Annotated in this window: 21 protein-coding genes; 11 read left to right on the top strand and 10 right to left on the bottom strand. The window is 68.3% G+C overall.

What is annotated here, in order from left to right; all coding sequences use genetic code 11:
* Nucleotides 1-44 precede the first annotated feature (44 nt).
* The 3 genes from NVV99_RS02430 (at nt 45) to NVV99_RS02420 (ending at nt 2697) form a co-directional block, all read left to right on the top strand.
* Nucleotides 45-728 (top strand): MBL fold metallo-hydrolase, encoded by a 684-nt coding sequence (locus tag NVV99_RS02430; protein ID WP_024100752.1) that lies wholly within the window; start codon nt 45-47, stop codon nt 726-728.
* 63 nt (nt 729-791) lie between these two features.
* Entirely contained in the window at nt 792-2066 is a 1275-nt protein-coding gene (hisS, locus tag NVV99_RS02425) for a histidine--tRNA ligase (RefSeq protein ID WP_024100753.1), read from the top strand.
* On the top strand, nt 2053-2697 hold the full coding sequence (locus NVV99_RS02420) for a hypothetical protein (RefSeq protein ID WP_170318498.1): 645 nt from the start codon (nt 2053-2055) through the stop codon (nt 2695-2697). Before hisS ends, NVV99_RS02420 begins: the two co-directional genes overlap by 14 nt.
* A 27-nt stretch (nt 2698-2724) precedes the next feature.
* On the opposite strand, the gene NVV99_RS02415 is transcribed toward NVV99_RS02420, so the two are convergent.
* Nucleotides 2725-3954, bottom strand: coding sequence for a hypothetical protein (locus NVV99_RS02415; RefSeq protein ID WP_041803321.1), 1230 nt, complete (start codon nt 3952-3954; stop codon nt 2725-2727).
* Entirely contained in the window at nt 3954-4289 is a 336-nt protein-coding gene (locus tag NVV99_RS02410) for a type VII secretion target (protein ID WP_006551405.1), read from the bottom strand. Before NVV99_RS02410 ends, NVV99_RS02415 begins: the two co-directional genes overlap by 1 nt.
* A 197-nt stretch (nt 4290-4486) precedes the next feature.
* On the opposite strand from NVV99_RS02410, the gene NVV99_RS02405 reads away from it, so the two are divergent.
* The gene (locus tag NVV99_RS02405) at nt 4487-5515 is read left to right on the top strand and encodes an Rv2578c family radical SAM protein (protein ID WP_024100755.1); all 1029 of its coding nucleotides are present in this window, start codon (nt 4487-4489) and stop codon (nt 5513-5515) included.
* A 20-nt stretch (nt 5516-5535) separates the two neighbouring features.
* Here NVV99_RS02405 and NVV99_RS02400 read toward each other — a convergent pair whose 3' ends face one another.
* Together NVV99_RS02400 and NVV99_RS02395 are read right to left on the bottom strand one after the other, a co-directional pair.
* On the bottom strand, nt 5536-5979 hold the full coding sequence (locus NVV99_RS02400; RefSeq protein WP_024100756.1) for a thioesterase family protein: 444 nt from the start codon (nt 5977-5979) through the stop codon (nt 5536-5538).
* Between the two features lie 108 nt (nt 5980-6087).
* Nucleotides 6088-6552, bottom strand: a complete 465-nt coding sequence (locus NVV99_RS02395; protein ID WP_024100757.1) for a MarR family winged helix-turn-helix transcriptional regulator — start codon at nt 6550-6552, stop codon at nt 6088-6090.
* Between the two features lie 93 nt (nt 6553-6645).
* Here NVV99_RS02395 and NVV99_RS02390 point away from each other — a divergent pair, with 93 nt between their 5' ends.
* A complete protein-coding gene (locus NVV99_RS02390) occupies nt 6646-7671 on the top strand; it encodes a pirin family protein (RefSeq protein ID WP_024100758.1) in 1026 nt (341 codons plus the stop codon).
* Entirely contained in the window at nt 7668-8447 is a 780-nt protein-coding gene (locus NVV99_RS02385; protein WP_006551410.1) for a pirin-like bicupin family protein, read from the top strand. The genes NVV99_RS02390 and NVV99_RS02385 overlap by 4 nt, the downstream gene beginning before the upstream one ends.
* Before the next feature lie 72 nt (nt 8448-8519).
* Here NVV99_RS02385 and NVV99_RS02380 read toward each other — a convergent pair whose 3' ends face one another.
* The gene (locus NVV99_RS02380) at nt 8520-9533 is read right to left on the bottom strand and encodes a hemolysin family protein (RefSeq protein WP_024100759.1); all 1014 of its coding nucleotides are present in this window, start codon (nt 9531-9533) and stop codon (nt 8520-8522) included.
* Complete coding sequence (locus tag NVV99_RS02375; RefSeq protein ID WP_006551412.1) at nt 9526-10893, bottom strand: hemolysin family protein; 1368 nt, start codon at nt 10891-10893, stop codon at nt 9526-9528. The genes NVV99_RS02380 and NVV99_RS02375 overlap by 8 nt, the downstream gene beginning before the upstream one ends.
* Before the next feature lie 423 nt (nt 10894-11316).
* On the opposite strand from NVV99_RS02375, the gene NVV99_RS02370 reads away from it, so the two are divergent.
* The gene (locus tag NVV99_RS02370; protein WP_016933989.1) at nt 11317-11439 is read left to right on the top strand and encodes a hypothetical protein; all 123 of its coding nucleotides are present in this window, start codon (nt 11317-11319) and stop codon (nt 11437-11439) included.
* A gap of 268 nt (nt 11440-11707) precedes the next feature.
* A complete protein-coding gene (locus NVV99_RS02365; protein ID WP_024100760.1) occupies nt 11708-12142 on the top strand; it encodes a DUF4383 domain-containing protein in 435 nt (144 codons plus the stop codon).
* A 48-nt stretch (nt 12143-12190) separates the two neighbouring features.
* Here NVV99_RS02365 and NVV99_RS02360 read toward each other — a convergent pair whose 3' ends face one another.
* On the bottom strand, nt 12191-13924 hold the full coding sequence (locus tag NVV99_RS02360) for an ATP-dependent DNA helicase RecQ (RefSeq protein WP_024100761.1): 1734 nt from the start codon (nt 13922-13924) through the stop codon (nt 12191-12193).
* 162 nt (nt 13925-14086) lie between these two features.
* Here NVV99_RS02360 and NVV99_RS02355 point away from each other — a divergent pair, with 162 nt between their 5' ends.
* Entirely contained in the window at nt 14087-14878 is a 792-nt protein-coding gene (locus tag NVV99_RS02355) for an SDR family oxidoreductase (protein WP_024100762.1), read from the top strand.
* Between the two features lie 19 nt (nt 14879-14897).
* Here NVV99_RS02355 and NVV99_RS02350 read toward each other — a convergent pair whose 3' ends face one another.
* Complete coding sequence (locus tag NVV99_RS02350) at nt 14898-15554, bottom strand: hypothetical protein (protein WP_024100763.1); 657 nt, start codon at nt 15552-15554, stop codon at nt 14898-14900.
* A 33-nt stretch (nt 15555-15587) separates the two neighbouring features.
* Nucleotides 15588-16091, bottom strand: coding sequence for a hypothetical protein (locus tag NVV99_RS02345; RefSeq protein ID WP_024100764.1), 504 nt, complete (start codon nt 16089-16091; stop codon nt 15588-15590).
* A gap of 112 nt (nt 16092-16203) precedes the next feature.
* Here NVV99_RS02345 and NVV99_RS02340 point away from each other — a divergent pair, with 112 nt between their 5' ends.
* Nucleotides 16204-16503 (top strand): protease inhibitor I42 family protein, encoded by a 300-nt coding sequence (locus tag NVV99_RS02340; protein ID WP_024100765.1) that lies wholly within the window; start codon nt 16204-16206, stop codon nt 16501-16503.
* A 43-nt stretch (nt 16504-16546) separates the two neighbouring features.
* On the opposite strand, the gene NVV99_RS02335 is transcribed toward NVV99_RS02340, so the two are convergent.
* Nucleotides 16547-17464, bottom strand: a complete 918-nt coding sequence (locus tag NVV99_RS02335) for a neutral zinc metallopeptidase (protein WP_024100766.1) — start codon at nt 17462-17464, stop codon at nt 16547-16549.
* Nucleotides 17465-17603: 139 nt separating this feature from the next.
* On the opposite strand from NVV99_RS02335, the gene aspS reads away from it, so the two are divergent.
* The gene (gene aspS / locus NVV99_RS02330) at nt 17604-19391 is read left to right on the top strand and encodes an aspartate--tRNA ligase (RefSeq protein ID WP_024100767.1); all 1788 of its coding nucleotides are present in this window, start codon (nt 17604-17606) and stop codon (nt 19389-19391) included.
* Nucleotides 19392-19455: the final 64 nt, after the last annotated feature.

The following is a 19455-nucleotide window of genomic DNA, read 5'->3' as shown; positions in this document are numbered from 1 at the left end:
TCTGTAGGAGACCTCGAAGGCTTCCACCCGTAGGAGCGATGCTCGTGCTCGTGACCGGATTCCCTGCCGGGATGTTCCAGACCAACTGCTACATCCTCGCGCAGGACAACGCGATGGAGTGCGTCATCGTCGATCCCGGCCAGGACGCCGCCGAGCCGCTCGTGGAGTTCCTCACCGGATCCGATCTCACGCCCCGGGCGGTGCTGCTCACGCACGGTCACCTCGACCACATGTGGTCGGCGCAGCCGGTGGCCGACCGGTACGGGATCCCCGTCTACATCCACCCCGACGACCGGATGATGCTCACCGATCCGCTGCAGGGCATGGGGTCGAGCCTCGCCCCCTTCCTCGACGGCGTCGAGTTCGTCGAACCGCAGCAGGTCGTGGAGTTCGGCGACGGAGACGAGATCGAACACGCCGGAATCGAGTTCGTCGTCGACCACACGCCCGGACACACCCGCGGCTCGGTCGTCCTGCGCACGCGCACCACCACCCCGGACGGGGCCGCCCTGAACGTCGCGCTCACCGGCGACACCCTGTTCCAGGGGTCGATCGGCCGCACCGACCTGCCCGGCGGCGACCACGCGCAACTGCTCGACTCGATCGCGCGCAAGCTGCTCGTGCTCGACGACGGCACCAACATCCTCCCCGGACACGGCGGAGCGAGCACGATCGGGCAGGAGCGGGTGTCGAATCCCTTCCTCACCGGCCTGGCAGAATCCCGCTGACGGCACGAACACCGCGATCCGTCCGGTGACCAACCGAGAGAATCCCGAGAGAAGGCAGTACCAGTGAGCAAGGCCTCCACGTTTTCGGCGCCGAAGGGTGTGCCCGATTACGTTCCCCCGCAGTCGGCGGAGTTCGTGGCGGTGCGGGACGGTCTGACCCGTGCAGCACGCCTGGCGGGGTACGGGCACGTCGAGCTGCCCATCTTCGAGGACACCGGCCTGTTCGCTCGCGGCGTCGGCGAGTCCACCGACGTCGTCACGAAGGAGATGTACACCTTCGCCGATCGCGGTGAGCGCTCGGTCACGCTGCGTCCCGAGGGCACCGCGGGCGTGATGCGCGCGGTGATCGAGCACGGTCTCGACCGCGGTCAGCTCCCCGTGAAGTTGTCCTATTCCGGGCCGTTCTTCCGCTACGAGCGTCCCCAGGCGGGCCGCTACCGTCAGCTCCAGCAGGTCGGCGTCGAGGCGATCGGCATCGACGATCCCGCGCTCGACGCCGAGGTCATCGCGGTTGCCGACGCAGGATTCCGGTCGCTCGGACTCGACGGATTCCGCCTCGAGATCACGTCCCTCGGGGACGAGACCTGCCGTCCGCAGTACCGGGAGAAGCTGCAGCAGTTCCTGTTCGCGCTCCCGCTCGACGAGGAGACGCGCCGCCGCGCCGAGATCAACCCGCTGCGCGTGCTCGACGACAAGCGCCCCGAGGTCCGCGAGATGACCGCCGACGCGCCGCTGATGCTCGACCATCTCTCGGACACCGCTCGCGCACACTTCGACGAGGTACTCGCCCACCTCGACGCGATCGGCGTCCCGTACGTCGTCAATCCGCGCATGGTGCGCGGCCTCGACTACTACACGAAGACCACCTTCGAGTTCGTCCACGACGGGCTCGGCGCCCAGTCCGGCATCGGTGGTGGTGGCCGCTACGACGGGCTCATGGAACAGCTCGGCGGCCAGCCGCTCTCGGGCATCGGTTTCGGGATCGGTGTCGACCGCACGGTTCTCGCGCTCGCCGCCGAGGGCAAGACCGCCGGCAGCCCCGCGCGGTGCGAGGTGTACGGGGTGCCGATGGGCGACGCCGCCAAGGTCGCCCTCGTGCCCATCGCGCACAAACTGCGCGCCGCGGGTGTCCGCGTCGACCTCGCATACGGTGGGCGCGGCCTCAAGGGCGCCATGAAGGCGGCCGACAAGTCCGGTGCCGTCGTCGCGCTCGTGCTCGGTGACCGCGAACTCGAGGCAGGTGAGATCGTCGTCAAGGATCTGCGCAACGGCGAGCAGCACAGCGTTGCACTCACGGACGTCGTCGCCCGTGTGGGTGAGGTCGTTGCCGGCGCATGACGACCGGGACGGTGCCGCCGTCCCGCTCGATCTGATCCCGTCCCGGCTGCTCCGGCCACGCGCCCGCAGGATCGCGCTGCTCGCGCTCGCCGTCGGCGTCGTCCTCGGCGTTCTGGTCTGGATCGTCGCGCCCGGATGGGTCGCGCTGCTCGTCGGGGCCGTCTTCGCGGTGCCGCCGGCCGTCGGTGCGTTCCTGGCCACGCGTCGGCACCTGCTGCTGCGCGGCACCGTCGTCACGCTGTCGGGGGCGTTCCGGTCGCGCAGTGTCGATCTCGCGCGACTCGCCGGTGTCGAACTGATCGTCCGGGTGGGCGGGGTATCGCAGGCCGTCGTGCGCGTCAACGACGGTGAGCACAATCTCGTGTCGGTCCCGCTCGCCCTGTACGCCAACGGCGGCGGTCGCGAACTCGACGTGCTGGCCCTGCGAAAGCTCGCGGATGCGCTCGCCACCAGCGAGATCGCTCCGGCGGCGGCGATCTCGTCGGTGCTCGTCGAACAGTTGCGGGCCGAGGCCCGCGACGCCGCGCTCGGCGAACGCCCGCTCTACCGGGCGATCGAACTCGCGCGCGGCGCCGGCCGGGTGCCGCAGACGACGCTGACCGACCACGAGGTCGCCTCCCTCGTCGACTGACAGGCTCGTCCGATCGACGAGTAATGCTCAGCGGTCGTCGTGCGAACCGATCACGGCGGGAACGACCAACGGCAGTTCGCCGACGACCTCGGTGCCCTCCGCGGCGGCACTCAGCAGACGGGTGGGGGAGCGGTGCTCCTCGTCGTCGGACCCGCGAGCGGACGTCGCGGGGACCATCCCACCGGTCGAGGGTGCCCTTCCTATCGCGCTCGCGCCGGTCGTGGCCTGCGCACTCCCGCCCGAGCCCGAGCCCGAGCCCGGGGCGGTCGGAATCGGAGCGGCGGCAGGCACACCCGCAGTTCCGAACGCGGCCCCCGCGGTGCCGTGACCGGTGACCACTCCGGCCGACACCGTTCCGGCCGATCCCGCGACCGCCGCACCGACGGTCGGAACCGCCGCGTGTGCGGTGGGCGCGGTCGCCGCGTAGGCGGTGGGAGTGGTCGCGGCGTGCGCGGCGGCCGTGAACGGCGCTGCGACACTCGACGCGACATCGGTTGCGGCCGTGGCGACCGTGCGCATCTCCTGCACCCCGGCCACGACCACCGGCGCGGGCACGGGAATCGGCGTGGTCAGCGCCGTCATCGCGGCGGTGTGGACCGTCAGCTCGCCCCGGGTACGCGCAACGACGGCCAGGGCAGCCTGGAGATGCTGCGCGGCGGACGCCAACAGGGCGGCCTGGCCCGGCGGCGTCGCGAGAGCCGGTGCGGCCGCCATCGCCGTGGCCACGAACGACTGTGCGATGCCGGTCAATTCGATGTTGCCGCGTTCGACGGTCGCCGTGGCGGCGCGGGTGACGTCGCCGATCCGGTCGCCGCGGTCGGCCAGTTCGAGGGCCGACTGCTGCGCGCGCACACCGTGACCTGCGGCCTCGTCGGCCGTTGCTCCCTCCCACGACTCCGGAAGTGCGTGCAGCGCACTGCGTCCGAGCATCGTGGCGGTCTCGAGCAGACGCGACCCCTGCTGCAGGATCGCCGACGGATCGAGCGAGTCGAGGATACCGGTGCCGAACATCGAGCAGAGTTCGGTGAGCGGCCGCACGATCGTCTCGAGATCGGGCAGCACCGGTACCGGAATCGATTCGAGCAGCTCGACGATCGAATTCGCCTCGAGGACGGGCAGACCCGGCTCGGGAAGAACGGGTTCCGGAAGTACCGGCAGCGGTGCGTCGAGGACCGGTCCGATCGGCGACGCGCGGAGAGCGTCGAGAACGGTCGGTGACGCTGCGGGTGTTGCGGTGTCGATGACCGATCCCTGCATCACAGTCCTCCCGCGGCGTCGGCCAGCGCCGAAGCCGTTCCGGTGTCGGTCGTTTCGTAACCGGTGGCCGCCTCGTGTGCTGCGATGCCGTTGGACGCGTAGGCCCACGACAGTTGCGCGACGGCACTGGTGTGCTCGGATTGGGCCGCGGCGAACACCGCGAGGAACTCTCCGCCGATGAGTCCCAGAGCCGGACTCAACGCGGAGATGTTGGCCTGCAGATCGAACGTCCCCGCCTGCGCCACCTGCTCGGCCGCACGAAGATTCGTGGCCCCGAACGCTCGAATACCATCGGGCACCACCCGGATTCCGGCACCGGGAAACAGACCGCTCATCGAACCCCCCATCGAAGATCAGTGTGGCGAGCACTGTAACTCGAGCGCGCCGGGCGAGCCACCGGACCCTCGGCCGCCTGTGGATGAACGGATGGGAATGCCGATGTATTCGTTGCACCGCGAGTGCGCTCCGTCCGATCGACCACGATGCCGAACGATCTGTTGACAGCGAATAGCACACATGTTCGACTGGAGGTATGAGGTGGGCGGGTCAGACTGTGGATGCGGACGACGGAGCTCTGCCGGGCCTCGAACGGGCCGGTCTCGTCCGTAGTGTCCGCACGCCGGAGTTCGAGGGAGTCACCTTCCATGAGGTGCTGTGCAAGAGCGCGCTGAACAGGACGCCGGAGGCCTCCCGGTTGCCGTTCCGGTACACCGTCAACACGTTCCGGGGCTGCACCCATGCCTGCCGGTACTGCTTCGCCCGGCCCACGCACGAGTACCTCGATCTCGACGGCGGGCACGACTTCGACTCGCAACTGGTCGTCAAGACCAACGTCGCCGCCGTCCTGCGCCGCGAACTCGCGCGACGATCCTGGACCCGGGAACACGTGGCGCTCGGTACCAACACCGATCCCTACCAACGGGCAGAGGGGCGCTACCGGCTGATGCCCGGAGTCATCCGGGCGTTCGCCGAATCCGGCACCCCCTTCTCCATTCTCACGAAGGGCACGCTGCTGCGCCGCGATCTTCCGCTGCTGTCGCTGGCGGCCGGTCAGGTCGATGTGTCGGTCGCGGTGTCGCTCCCGATCGGCGATCCCGAACTGGCCGCGCACATCGAACCGGGCACGCCGTCACCGAAGGCCCGTCTCGATCTCGTGAAGGCGGTCGTCGACGCCGGATTGTCGTGCCACGTCATGGTCGCTCCGGTGCTGCCCTTCCTCACCGACTCGCGACAGCACCTCGACACGCTGTTCGGCTCCCTCGCCGCCGCCGGCGCGTCGGGGGTCACCGTAATACCGCTGCACCTGCGCGGCTCGACCCGCGGGTGGTTCCTGTCGTGGCTCGCGCAGGAGCATCCTGCCCTCATGAGACGCTATCGCCGCCTCTACGGACGGGGCGCGTACGTTGCTCCGGAGTACTCGCAGTGGTTGGACGAGCGGGTCGCGCCCCTGCTCGAACGTCACCGCCTCGGGGTCCGGGCGTCCGCTCGGCGTGAGGAGAGGGGTGCGCTGCGCGCCGACGAACGCGTCCCCGAACCCGAGGCGGCGCTCACCCTGTTCTGAGGCGGTTCGTGGGCGGCGCGTCAGTCGTCGTATGCGAGCCGGACCTTCTCGAACGCCACGCGCGATGCTTCGGAGATCGGTTGCGAGCCGCCTTCGGCGGCGGTGCCGACGTCCACCGAGTCGGCGAGCGCGACGCACCGGCCGTGCTGGAACAGGGCCGAGCCGATCACCACCGACGATGTCCCGATGCGGTGGACACCGGTGGCGATGACGATGTCGTGCGGATAGAACACCTCGGCCAGGAAGTTGATCTCGATCTTCGCGAGTACCGCACGCTCGAAGGGGTAGGTATCGCCCAAGGCCGACGACACGGCCTCCATGACGAGGACGCGGGCCTGCTCGAAGTAGCGGGCGATCGAGACGTTGTTGATGTGTCCGAGCGCGTCGGTGTCGCCGAACAGGGGCGTGATCGTGCGCTGCAACGGATACAGGTCGAGCGAGGTGCGTCGCGGGTCGTGCCGCATGGGAGGTACCGCCTTCGGAGGTCGGGACTGTGACCCGGTCAACATATCCGTGATCCGATCGACGTCCCGCTCCGGAGGTGCGGGCGGAGTTCGCTTCGGGGCGGAGGCCTACCGTCTGCCGTCGATCATGCGATCGCGCATGCGGGCGAAGACCTCGGTCATGGGGGCGATGTCGGCGGGGGAGAGCAGGTCGAACATGTTCTCGCGGACCGCCCCGACGTGGCCGGGACCCGCCTCGGCGAGTCTCGCGTAGCCGACGTCCGTGAGTTCGGCCCACGCGCCGCGTCGGTCGGATTCGCACTCCACGCGCCGCACCCACCCCGCGTTCTCCATGCGGGAGACGGCGCGGGTGATGCCGCTGCGGGTCGTGGTGCTCGCGTCCGCGAGGTCGCGCATGCGCATCCGGCGGTCGGGTGCCTCGGACAGCAGGACCAGGATCTCGAAGTCGGTGAAGGAGATGTCGGAGTCCCGCAGCAGCTGCTTGTCGAGATTCTGGAACAGCAGGCGCGTCGCATCCAGATAGGCGCGCCACAGGCGCTGTTCGTCGTCGCTGAGCCACTTCGCTTCTCCCATGATCTCCAGTGTACCCGCGTTAGTTGACTGCGCAATCAAATGTGACACAATGGATGGGGTCGACCGACGGACCACCGAGAGGAGTCGAGCGGCATGAGCAACACCGACACCCGTCCCGAGGAGATCCGCTGCCGGACGGAGGACCTCCCCATCCGCGACCCGCTCCGCCCCCGCGTGGAGATCATCACCTCGCGTGAGGTCCCGCTCGGTGGCCTCCGGGCCATGCCCGTGCGCCGTACGCTTCCGCAACGGCAGCGTTCGCTGATCGGCGCGTGGTGCTTCGTCGACCATTACGGCCCCGACGACGTCTCCCGCACCGGCGGCATGGACGTCGCACCGCACCCCCACACCGGTCTGCAGACGGTGTCGTGGCTGTTCACCGGCGAGATCGAACACCGCGACAGTCACGGCGTGCACGCGATGGTCCGGCCGGGGGAGTTGAACCTCATGACCGGAGGCCACGGAATCTGTCACTCCGAGGTCTCCACCTCCGCGACCACGACACTGCACGGCGTGCAGTTGTGGGTGGCCCTGCCCGACGCACATCGCGATGCGCCCCGCGACTTCCAGCACCACGTGCCGCCGGTCGTTCGGGTGCCCGGTGCAGACGTCAAGGTCTTCCTCGGTTCGCTCGCCGGCGAGGAGTCGCCCGTGACGACGTACACCCCGCTGCTCGGCGCAGAGATCGTCCTGGACCCCGCGGCGAGCATCACCCTCGACGTCGACCCGTCGTTCGAGTACGGGGTGCTCGTCGACACCGGTACGGTCGCGCTGTTCGGCACCGTGCTCACGCGAGCCGCCCTCGGCTACACCGGAACCGGCGTGCCGGCCCTCGAACTGACCAACACCACCGACGAACCCGCACGTATCGTCCTCCTCGGCGGAACACCCCTCGGCGAGGAGATCGTGATGTGGTGGAACTTCGTCGGCCGCGACCACGACGAGATCGTCGCCTACCGGGACGCCTGGGAACGCGGGTGCGATCGGTTCGGCCGCGTCTCCGGCTACACCGGGAGGGTCGAGCGTCTCCCGGCGCCGCCCCTGCCCCAGGCGCGTATCCGCCCCCGCCGCAATCCGCCCACCGCAGATCCGAACTGCCCGACACAGGACCCCGCATGAGCACCGCACCGATTCTCGACGTCCGCCGCGCGGACGACCGCCTCCACACGAAGATCGACTGGCTCGATTCGAGGCACTCCTTCTCGTTCGGCCACCACTACGATCCCGACAACACGCATTTCGGGATGCTGATGGTCAACAACGACGACATCGTCCGCCCGGGAAGCGGTTTCGACACTCACCCGCACCGCGACATGGAGATCGTCACCTGGGTGCTCCGCGGATCGCTCGTGCATCAGGACTCGACGGGGCATTCCGGGGTGATCTACCCGGGTCTCGCGCAGCGCATGAGCGCGGGCTCCGGGATCCTCCACTCCGAGAAGAACGACTCGTGGCGTCATCCCGGTGCCACTGCGTCGTATGCCGCCGAGCACGACGAACCGGTGCGGTTCGTGCAGATGTGGGTGCTGCCGGACGAAGCCGGGATCGAGCCGGGCTACGAACAACTCGAGATCGACGACGAACTGCTCTCCGGCGGACTCGTGCCGGTCGCATCCGGAATGGACGCCTACGCCGACCATTCCGCCATCCGCATCCGCAACAGATATGCCGCCATGCACGTCGCGCGGATGCGTCCGGATCGCCCCGTGACGCTGCCGGACGCACCCTTCGTGCACCTCTTCGTCGCCCGGGGCGAAGCCGCACTCGAGGGAGCCGGACCTCTCGCCCAAGGAGACGCGGCGCGGATCGCCGGAGGTGGCGGCCGACAGCTCACCACAGCCACCGGCGCCGAGATCATCGTCTGGGAGATGCACGCCGCACTCGGACACTCCTGAACGGTCCCGGCCGGGGCAGGAAACGACGTCAGGCCCGTCCCGGAGATCCGGGACGGGCCTGACGTCGGTACGTCAGCTCGTGGCGCCGCTCATCGGCAGCAGCCGGGCCAGGACGTCCGAGAGGGTGATCAATCCGACGATCCGTCCGTTCTCGGTGACGGTGACCAGATGGTTCCGGGTCTCCCGCATCGTCGTCAGCGCCTCGTAGACCGGCGTCGCGGCGTCGATCGTCAGCGCGGGGCGCATCAGTTCGGTCGCCGTGGTTCCGGGTGCGGCCTGGAGACTGTCGCGCACGTGCACGACACCGTCCACGTGGCCGTTGTCGCGCACGAGCAACCGGAGGTGCCCGGTGCGATGGGCCGTCTCACGGATCTCGACAGCCGTCGAGGTCGGCTTCACGCTGCTCGGCTCGGCCTGCGGCGTGACGATCTCGCCGAGCGTGAGCGTCTCGAGCTCCAGCGCGCTGCTCAGGTGCCCGTGATAGCGCTCGTCGAGCGTGCCGACGGTGGCCGAGTGCTCGACCAGGTGCCGCAGCGCATCGGGATCCTGACCTTCGGCGACCTGATCCACCGGGTCCACACCGACCTTTCGCAGACACCAGTTCGCCATATGATTCAACCGGACGATCAACGGCCGGGTCACCCACATGAACGCGCGCATCGGCAGCGCCAGCATCGTGGCGGACTTCTCCGGGTGGGCGATCGCCCACGACTTCGGTGCCATCTCGCCGACGACGAGGTGCAGGAACGTCACGATGATCAGCGCAAGGACGAAGCCGGCCACGTCCGCGAGCCACAGCGGCGCGCCCCAGTTCTCGAACAACGGCGTGAGCCAGTGGTGCACTGCGGGTTTCGTCGTCGCACCGAGTGCGAGCGTGCACACCGTGATACCGAGCTGGGATCCCGCGAGGAGCACCGACAGTTCGGACGCGCTGCGCAGAGCGGCCCGCGCCGAGCGGCTCGACTTCGCTGCGTCCTCGAGTCGGTGTCGTCGCGCCGCGATGAGCGCGAACTCGACCGCGACGAAGAACGCGCTGGCGGCGATCAGGCCGATCGTCACCACCGCGACGACCACAGGATTACTCATTGCCGGTCACCTCGTCCGTCAGAACGGTCACGCGCACGGACGACGGCACGTGCTTGTCGATGTCGCGTACCTCGGCCACCAGGGTCCTGTGGATCGGGCCGTCCCCGTTCAGCAGTTCGGCGGGATCCGGATCCAGTGTGATCCGGACGGTGTCACCCACCTCGGGGAGGCCACCGAACTCGGTGATGACCAAGCCGGCGAGCGTCTCGTAGTCGCCCTCGGGCAGTTCGTGGTCGAGGGTGCGGGCCACCTCGTCGATGTGTGCGTCGCCGCGGACGATCCAGCCGTCGCCCTCGGGGCGGATGACCTCGGCGGCCATCGCAGAATCGTGCTCGTCGGCGATCTCGCCGACCAGTTCCTCCGCGATGTCCTCGAGGGTGACGACGCCGGCGAACCCGCCGTACTCGTCGATCACCAGTGCCATCTCGTCCTCGGCCCGGGCCAGTTCGGTGAGAACCTCCGGCAGTGCCAGCGTGGCCGGCACGATCACGGGGGGGCGGCAGACCCCCGCGGCCGTGCCCGTCGGGGTGTCGAGGCCGAGGAGGTCGTGCAGGTGCACGACACCGCGCAGATCGTCGGACGAGGTGCCCACCACGGGGTATCGGGTGTGCCCCTCGCTCATCTTGTCGAGGATGGTGGCGACCGGCTCGTCCAGTTCGACGACGTCGACCCGCGACCGCGGGATCATCGCGTGTTCGGCGGTCCGGGTCGGGAACTCGAGGATCCGGTCGAGGAGGGTGGACAATTCCGGCGGAAGTTCGCCGGTCTCGCGCGACGCGGCCACGATGTGTTCGAGGTCGCGCGGTGTCGCGGAGTGCTCGACGTCGTGCACCGGCTCGATGCGCAATGCGCGCAGCAAGAGATTCGACGACGCGTCGAAGAGTTTGATCAGCCATCCGAAGACGGCGAGATAGGCGCTCGTCGACAGGGCGAGGCGGCGTGCGACCGGTTCGGGACGGGCAATGGCGAGGTTCTTCGGTACCAGTTCACCGAAGACCATCTGGACCACCGTCGAGAAGAGCACGGCCAGCACGGTGCCGACGGCGACACCCACCGCGGTGGGGATACCCACCCCGCCGAGCAGTTCGCCGAGACCGCTACCGATCAGCGGTTCCGCGACGTAGCCGACGAGCAGGCCGGTGACGGTGATGCCGAGCTGAGCGCCCGAGAGCATGAAGGAGGTGCGGCGGGTGACCGCCAGTGCGCGGGCTGCAGCCGAGTCACCGCCTTCGGCGCGGGCCTTCAGGCGGGAGCGGTCGACGGCCATGTACGCGAATTCCTGCGCGACGAAGTAGCCGGTCAGTGCAGTGATGGCGAGAACGACAAGAATGCCGGCCGCGATTCCGAGGGCGGTCAGCACTTCGGGGACCGGGCTCGGGTGGCGAGCAGAGCGTCATATCTGGGCGGGACGGGTCTTCGAGGTTTTCGCTTGGGGCGTTTCATGACTCCCTCGGGGTCGGGCGGGCAGGTGTACTTACAGGATAGGACGAACGGGCACCGGCGGAAGTTCCCCCCGCGGGGTGGAGATATGGTCACAAGGCGATCTTGTAATATGGGAATCTTCCCCGAATAGGCTGTATTGTCCGGCCTGGAAACTCCCCGAATAATACGACATATCGGGCCGATTTTCACCGAACTCTCCATATTTCCCCTGCTAGGGCCGATTTGTGTTCCGGATTACAATTCTTCGCGCTGCGCAGCTGTCGAATGCAGGTAACAATTGGATCGCGTGTCGACGCGAGTCGTCACAACTTCGATGTCGTTCCATTGATGGGAGAAGCCCGTGCCTGCACTCGAGTTCCTTGTCGACCTCTTCGGTAACCTGTCCGACCTGTTCGACGTGCTGAACTTCTTCACCGGTTCTGCTGATGCGGCCGGCGATGCGTTCGGCAGCAGCCAGGCCTGAGCCTCGCAGACTCGAAGGCCCGCGGGTTGATCCCGCGGGCCTTCGTCGTGTCCGGACACGGTCGTGTCCGTCCGGCCAGAGGGTGGAGTGCCGCACCCGCCCTCGGCCGCCGTTCTCGACCTCCGTCCTCGAACACGGAAACCGACGTTTGGGTTCGTTCGGTCACGGCTAACCGGGGAATGTAATTCGGACCACTCGACCCTAACGGACGTTCGGTGAGAGGACGCGGAACATGACATCTCGAACCCCAAGCCCCGGCCGTGGCTCGATGACGGCAACACCGGTGCAGACTGCGGCGCTCGTGGTGGGCGCTGTCTTCCTCCTGGTGGGCATCCTCGGCTTCATCCCGGGGGTCACGTCGGACTACGATCAACTCTCGGGCGCAGGCCATCATTCCGAAGCCATGCTCCTGGGGATCTTCCAGGTCTCCATCCTGCACAACATCGTGCACCTGTTGTTCGGTGTCCTGGGGCTCGCTGCGGCCCGGGCCGTGGCAACCGCCCGCAGTTTCCTGATCATCGGCGGTGGGATCTACCTGGTGCTCTGGATCTACGGCCTGATCATCGACAAGGACAGCGGCGCCAACTTCGTGCCGGTGAACTCCGCGGACGACTGGCTGCACTTCGTCCTGGGCTTGGGCATGATCGCGCTCGGTGTGCTCCTGACACGCACGCGGACCACCCCCGGCACGGTTCGCCCCTGATCCGTACCCACCCGTCGTGATGACGGGATCCGGAGAACCCGTGGCCCCTCACGCCACGGGTTCTTCGGCATGGGCAGGTACGGGCTCTGCCGGTGCGGGGTCGTCGACCTTCAGCACCCCCGACTCGGCGACTGCATCGAGCGACAGTGTCCGATAACCCTCGCTGTCGAACAGGACGGTGACGCGATCGTGCTCGCAGGTCATCACCACTCCCGGTCCCCACTCGGCATGCACGACATGCGTGTTCGGGGCGAACACGGACGTCTCGCAGTACGCCGGGGCAGTATCGGCGCCCCGAAGCACGGATACCGTCGCAACCTCGTCGGACGCGCCGTCCCGGCAGGTGTCGCACCGGCCGCAGGGGTCGGACAGCGTCTCGCCGAAGTACCCGAGCAGGAACCGGCGGCGGCAACCGCGAGTCTCGGCGTAGCCCCGCATCATCTCGACCCGCGATCGGTCCAGTCGTTCGCCCGACGCGGCCGTCTCGCGTGCGTGCTCGACCGCCTTCCGTCGGGGGATGTCGGCGGCGGAGAGTCCACGCCGGCCGGAGACGAGCGCTCCGCACCGTTCGAGCAGGTTCACCGCGTTGGCCAGTCTCCGCCCCCGCACGTCGAGCTCGGTACGCAGCCGTCCGAGCCTCATCGGCGACGCGGAGCGGACCGCCGAGAACACCCGGCCGATCAGCTCCTCGTCGGGGTTGTGGGTGGTGAAGAAGGTCGCGAGCGACAAATCCTCGGGACGGTAGAACATCAGGACGGTGGCCGGCTCCCCGTCGCGTCCGGCGCGCCCGATCTGCTGGTAGTAGGAATCGACCGAGTCCGGTATCGAGGCGTGCACGACGAAACGCACGTCCGGCTTGTCGATGCCCATACCGAAGGCGGAGGTCGCCACCACGACATCGCAGCGACCGTCGAGGAATCCGAGGTGAACGTCCCCGCGCTCGGCCGCGCGCATCCCGGCGTGATACGGGCACGCGTCGATCCCGCGTTCACGCAGGGCCTCGGCGTATCGCTCGGTGTCCTTGCGGGTCGCGGCGTACAGAATGCCGGGACCGGGCAGGGACGCCACGGCCTCGACGACGGCGCGTCGCTTCTCGCCGTCGTCAGTGTGCCTGCGCACCTCGATGTCGAGATTCGGGCGGTCGAAACCACCGGCGACGACGAGCGGATCCCGCATGCGCAACGCCTCGACGATGTCCTCGCGGACCGGGGGTGAGGCGGTGGCGGTGAGCGCGACGACGGGTGGCCGGCCCAGGGCCTCGGCCACGTCTCCCAGGCGTAGATATTCCGGCCTGAAGTCATGGCCCCACATGGCGACACAGTGCGCTTCGTCGACGACGAGGAGCGAGACCTCCACGCTTCTCAGACGCTCCAGGACCTCGTCCTTGGCGAGCTGCTCGGGGGCGAGGAAGACGTAGTCGGCATCGTGTTCGAGCACGGCCCGCCAGTTCGCCTCGTTCTCCGACTCGCGCTGGCGCGAATTGATCGCGACCGCCTCGGGTGCCTCCGAGTGGTCCAGACCGGCGATCTGATCGTTCTGGAGCGCGATCAAGGGCGAGACGACGACCGTCACCCCCGGTAGCAGCAGCGAGGGCACCTGATAGATCGCGGACTTCCCGGAGCCAGTGGCCATCACGGCGAGGACGTCGCGTCCGCCCAGCAGCGGAACCATCGCGTCCAGTTGTTCGGGACGCAGCGTGTCCCAGCCGAACACCTTCTGCGCGGCGGCGCAGAGTTCCTCGCGTGCATCCTCCGATGCAATGTCGGACGACGACCGATACATCTTGTGCTGCAAGTGGACTCCAGAACTCGGAAGGGACTGCGCGCGCAGGGTGCCCTCCGCATACCCGAGGACGTGCCCGCCCCAAACGGTTGCGAGATCCCGGCGCCGTGTCGACCCGGCGGGGTGTGGGTACCCGCGAGCCAGACGTGCCGAGGAGGAGATATGAACGACGCTCGACCTCTCGCTCTGGTGACCGGAGCATCGCGAGGCATAGGCCGGGAGTTGGCGGCCCTGTTCGCGGCCGACGGATACGACCTCGTGCTCGCGGCGAGATCGGATGCTCTGGACGAGGTCGCCGCAGACCTGCGGACGTCCGGCGCGGAGGTGGTGTCGGTCCACGCGGATCTGAGGACTCCGGAAGGGGTCCGGGCGGTCCACGAGGCTGCGACGGCCGGAGGTCGCGTCCCGGCGGCGGCTGCGCTCAACGCCGGTGTCGGGATCGGCGGGGCGTTCGTCGACGCAGAGCTCGGGGACGTCCTCTCGATCGTCGACGTCAACGTGCGCTCGACGGTGCATCTGGCGCACCTGCTGCTGAACGACATGCTGCGGGCGGGCTCGGGCCGGATGCTCGTCACCTCGTCGGTGGTGTCGAAGATGCCCGGCCCCTACCAGGCCGTGTACAACGCGTCCAAGGCCTTCGTGCAGTCCTTCACCGACGGCGTCCGCAAGGAACTCGACGGTAGCGGGGTCACGCTCACCGCGATGCTCCCCGGTGCCACCGACACCCACTTTTTCGCACGTGCCGGGATGCTCGACACGATCCTCGGGAAGGCGCCCAAGGACGATCCTGCGCACGTCGCGCGCGACGGTTATGCCGCTCTGATGCGCGGCGAGGCGACTGTGGTGCCCGGCTCCGTGCTCGCGAAATCCATGGCGGTCTTCGGCACGGTGGCGCCCGACGCGGTGACCTCGGCGGTTCACCGGGTCCTGGCCAAGCCTCGATCGGGGCGATGATCCGCGACGGCAGGACCGCTCAGTCGGATCGCGTCCGCACTGCCGGGCGGGTGGGGTGGTCGTAGCGCACCAGGACGTCCGCGTCCGCTCCTGCATGTTCGAGCACTGCATGTTCGAGCACTGCATGTTCGAGCACCGCGTCATGTTCGAGCACCGCGTCGATCGTCCAGTGATCCTCGGGGCGCGTGCGCCTTTCGAGCGCGCCCCGGGACATCGTCAGGACGACGGTGACATCGAAGTCGAGACCACGGCCGAGAAGCATAGGGCCGGCGACGACGAGGATCTGGTCCTCCGCCGCTCGACGCGGGCGCTCGCGCGCCGAACGGTCGGTGCGTTCGTCCCACAGCCGCGGAAGCCATCGTCGATGTTCGTGTACCGCGCGCAGCACCTCTCGGTCGACCGCGGCGTAGTCGAACCAGTCGTGGCGGTAGCTGTACGGATCGGTCCGTCCGTGCTCGAGCCGGAGCGATGCGGGCCGGACGAAATCGTGGAGATCGACGACGTCCGCTGCGCGGCCCCGCGTTCTCAGTTCCGTCGCGACACGCTGTGCGAATTCCACCGGGTCTGCCGCGTCCGGTGCGCTCACGGCGATGCACACGCTTCCGGTGAGCGCCTCGGCGCGATCGGCGACGGAGGCCGTGAGTATCTCGGGGGTCAGGGGAGTGAAGGCGGGCATCGCTCGCCGTTCACGCCCATCCGCGTATGGGGGTCACCAGGGCGGCGTGTCGTTCCCGTCCGGTACCGGGGTGTCGAGAAGCCGGTCGAGCCAGAGCACCGCCTCGACCAGCGCTTCCATCTGCGACGCCCAGTCCATGGCGAAGACCACTTCGTCGAGTTCGCTGCGGGCCGCGACCGAGTCGCCGGCGAGCGCGTCGACGACCGCTTTCATCACGGTGCTCTCCGGCTGCGGGAGTTCCTCCGGCCGGACGTGACGGCCGCTCTCGGTCCGGATGGTCAGTTCGAAGCTCTCGTCGCCACGCACCTGCGGGCCGATCTTGTCGACGACGACGTCGGCGATCGTCGAGACCGTCCATCTCAGCACGTTCCCGTAGAGCGGGGGAGTGATCTGTGACGGCGGGTCCGAACCGGGGCTCGACACCAGCGCCGCGATCTCTTCGGTCAGTTCGCTGTAGCCGTTCTCGTGTGCGAGGGCGAGAAGGCGTCCTCCCATCACCGCGTCGCTGCGTGTGATTCCGGCTCGTTCTTCGTGCATGCAGAACGAATGCCCCGTTTTGTGTCCCATCACACATGGCGGTCGCGACGGGTGTGCTAGCGCCATGGTCAGGAGAGTGAGGAAAATCACATTCGCGGGCTATCCTGAGGTCATGAAGCACATCGCCACTGGTCCGAAGGATGTCACGGTCGGTGTCGGGGACACGATCGAACTGCATCTCCGTGAGAACACCTCCCGGGACTACTGCTGGTCGACGTCGAGGGTCGGAGAGGGACTCGTCCTTCGCGACATCCGATTCCTGCCGTCGAAGAACCCGTTGCCGGGAGGGACCGGCGAGCGGGTCTTCTGTTTCAAGGCGCGCCGCGCCGGTACCTGGCCCATCTCGCTGCGCATGCGGAAGCATGCCGACCTGGTTGCCGACCGCGCGAACATGACCGTCACCGTCGCGTGACGGCGTCCCGGCGCTCGCTCTGCGGTTCACGACACCGCGGAACTCAGCGCAGTGCCGGCGGGTTGTCGAGATCGCGTGCCGAGTAGGTGTCACACGCGTCGACCCGGCCGGTGCGGTATCCGGCCAGGAACCAGGCCTGACGCTGCTCGGACGACCCGTGAGTCCATCCCTCCGGGTTCACCCGGCCGGTGGCGGCCCGCTGGATCCGGTCGTCGCCGACGGCCGACGCGGCCGACAGTGCGTCGCGGATGTCGGTGTCGGTGAGCGGCACGAGGAAGGGCTCTCCGGTGGTCGGCTCGGGCAGCTTGTCGGCGTGGTAGGCCCACACCCCGGCGTAGCAGTCGGCCTGCAGTTCCGTACGGACAGCGCCGGATTCGGGGCCGCGCGGGTCGGCCTGTGCGCGACCGAGATCGCCGAGCTGGTTCTGCAGGTGGTGCCCGAACTCGTGGGCGACGACGTATTCCTGCGCGAGCGGACCTCCACTGGCGCCGAACCGTGTCTCGAGTTCGTCGAAGAAGCTGGTGTCGAAGTAGGCGGTCCGGTCCGCCGGGCAGTAGAAGGGCCCGATGTCGCTGGTGGCGTTGCCGCAACCGGTGGACGTGGCCGAGGTGAAGATCTCGACCTCCGGCTGCACATAGGCCACGCCGGTCTGTGTCGCGAACTGCTGCTCCCACACCGAGTCGAGCGACCCGACGGTGTAGAGCACCCGGCAGTCGACGTTCTCGTTCGCGGCGCTGCCACCGACCTCGCACTGTTCGAGTGCGCTCTCGGCTTGCGGATCGCCGGAGGTGTCGGGCATTCCCGAGCCGAGCAGCGAGGACGGATCGCCGCCGAACAGCAGCGCCAGGATGATGACGATCAGGCCGCCGGCCCCGCCACCGAGAGCGAGCTTTCCGCCACGCCCACCGCCGCCGGTACGGACACGGCCCGCATCCATGCGTGCACCTTCTCTGAACGTCATCGCCGCCGCTTTCTCCCGTGTTCGTCGGATTCGGACAAGCTTGGCACGAACTATTCGGTACGGGTGCGCTCGGGCCGATCGTGTCTTTCGTAGGATTACAGCCGACGAACCCGTCGCTGATCGTTTCGAAAGGAATTCCGTGCTGCGCACCCATCTCGCCGGCTCGTTGCGAGCCGAGCACGCCGAGCAGACAGTCACCCTCACCGGTTGGGTTGCCCGGCGACGCGATCACGGCGGGGTCATCTTCATCGACCTGCGCGACGCCTCGGGTGTCTCGCAGGTGGTCTTCCGCAGCGCCGGCGTCCTCGAGCAGGCGCACCGGCTCCGCGCGGAGTACTGCGTCCGGATCACCGGCAAGGTGGAGGTCCGCCCCGAGGGCAACCAGAACTTCGAGATCCCGACCGGTGCGATCGAGGTCGACGCCTCCGAGCTCGTGGTTCTCAACGAGGCCGCCCCGCTGCCGTTCCAGCTCGACGATCAGGTCGGCGAGGAAGCGCGCCTGAAGTACCGCTACCTGGATCTGCGTCGCGAGAAGCCGGGCAAGACCATCCGTCTGCGCAGCAAGGTCAACGCTGCTGCCCGCGCGGTGCTCGCCCACCACGAGTTCGTGGAGGTCGAGACCCCGACCCTCACCCGCTCCACGCCGGAGGGTGCGCGCGACTTCCTGGTCCCGGCCCGCCTGCAGCCCGGTAACTTCTACGCTCTGCCGCAGTCCCCGCAGCTGTTCAAGCAGCTGCTCATGGTCGGTGGCATCGAGCGCTACTACCAGATCGCCCGCTGCTACCGCGACGAGGACTTCCGCGCCGACCGTCAGCCCGAGTTCACCCAGCTCGACATCGAGATGGCGTTCGTCAATCAGGACGACGTGATCCTCCTCGCCGAGGAGGTGCTGCACGCGTTGTGGCGCCTGGTGGGCTACGAACTCGAGACCCCGATCCCGCGGATGACCTACGCCGAGGCCATGCGCCGTTTCGGCACCGACAAGCCGGATCTGCGTTTCGGCATCGAACTCGTGGAGTGCAAGGAGTTCTTCAAGGACACCACCTTCCGCGTCTTCCAGGCCGAGTACGTCGGTGCCGTCGTCATGCCCGGTGGCGCGAGCCAGCCGCGTCGTCAGCTCGACGCATGGCAGGAGTGGGCCAAGCAGCGCGGTGCCAAGGGTCTCGCCTACGTGCTCGTCGGTGAGGACGGCACGTTGAGCGGTCCGGTCGCCAAGAACCTCACCGACGCCGAACGCGAGGGTCTCGCCGCGCACGTGGGCGCGAACCCCGGCGACTGCATCTTCTTCGCCGCCGGTCCCACCAAGCAGATGCGTGCACTGCTCGGCGCCGCCCGCGACGAGATCGCCCGCAAGCTCGACCTGATCGATCCGAACGCATGGGCGTTCGTGTGGGTGGTCGACGCCCCGCTGTTCGAGCCGGCGGCCGACGCGACCGCGAGCGGTGATGTGGCCCTCGGTCATTCGGCGTGGACCGCGGTGCACCACGCGTTCACCTCGCCCAAGCCCGAGTACATCGACACCTTCGATACCGATCCGGGTTCGGCGCTTGCGTACGCCTACGACATCGTCTGCAACGGCAACGAGATCGGTGGCGGCTCGATCCGTATCCACCGCCCCGACATCCAGGAGCGGGTGTTCAAGGTGATGGGCATCTCGGAGGAGGAGGCGAACGAGAAGTTCGGCTTCCTGCTCGAGGCGTTCAAGTACGGCGCGCCCCCGCACGGCGGCATCGCCTTCGGCTGGGACCGCATCACCGCGCTGCTCGCCGGGATGGACTCGATCCGCGAGGTCATCGCGTTCCCCAAGTCCGGTGGCGGGGTCGATCCGCTGACCGATGCACCCGGCCCGATCACGCCGGAGCAGCGCAAGGAGACAGGCATCGACTTCGTGCCCGAACCCGAGACCGAGGGCGCCGACAAGGCCTGATCACCCGTAGCTGTCGATGGCGCGGTGTCGCCCGTCTCCGGACGGGGCACCGCGCCGTCGTGTG

The organism is Rhodococcus sp. PAE-6 (assembly GCF_025290685.1).
Taxonomy (GTDB): domain Bacteria; phylum Actinomycetota; class Actinomycetes; order Mycobacteriales; family Mycobacteriaceae; genus Rhodococcus; species Rhodococcus pyridinivorans.
This window is presented reverse-complemented; position numbering and strand designations above follow the sequence as displayed.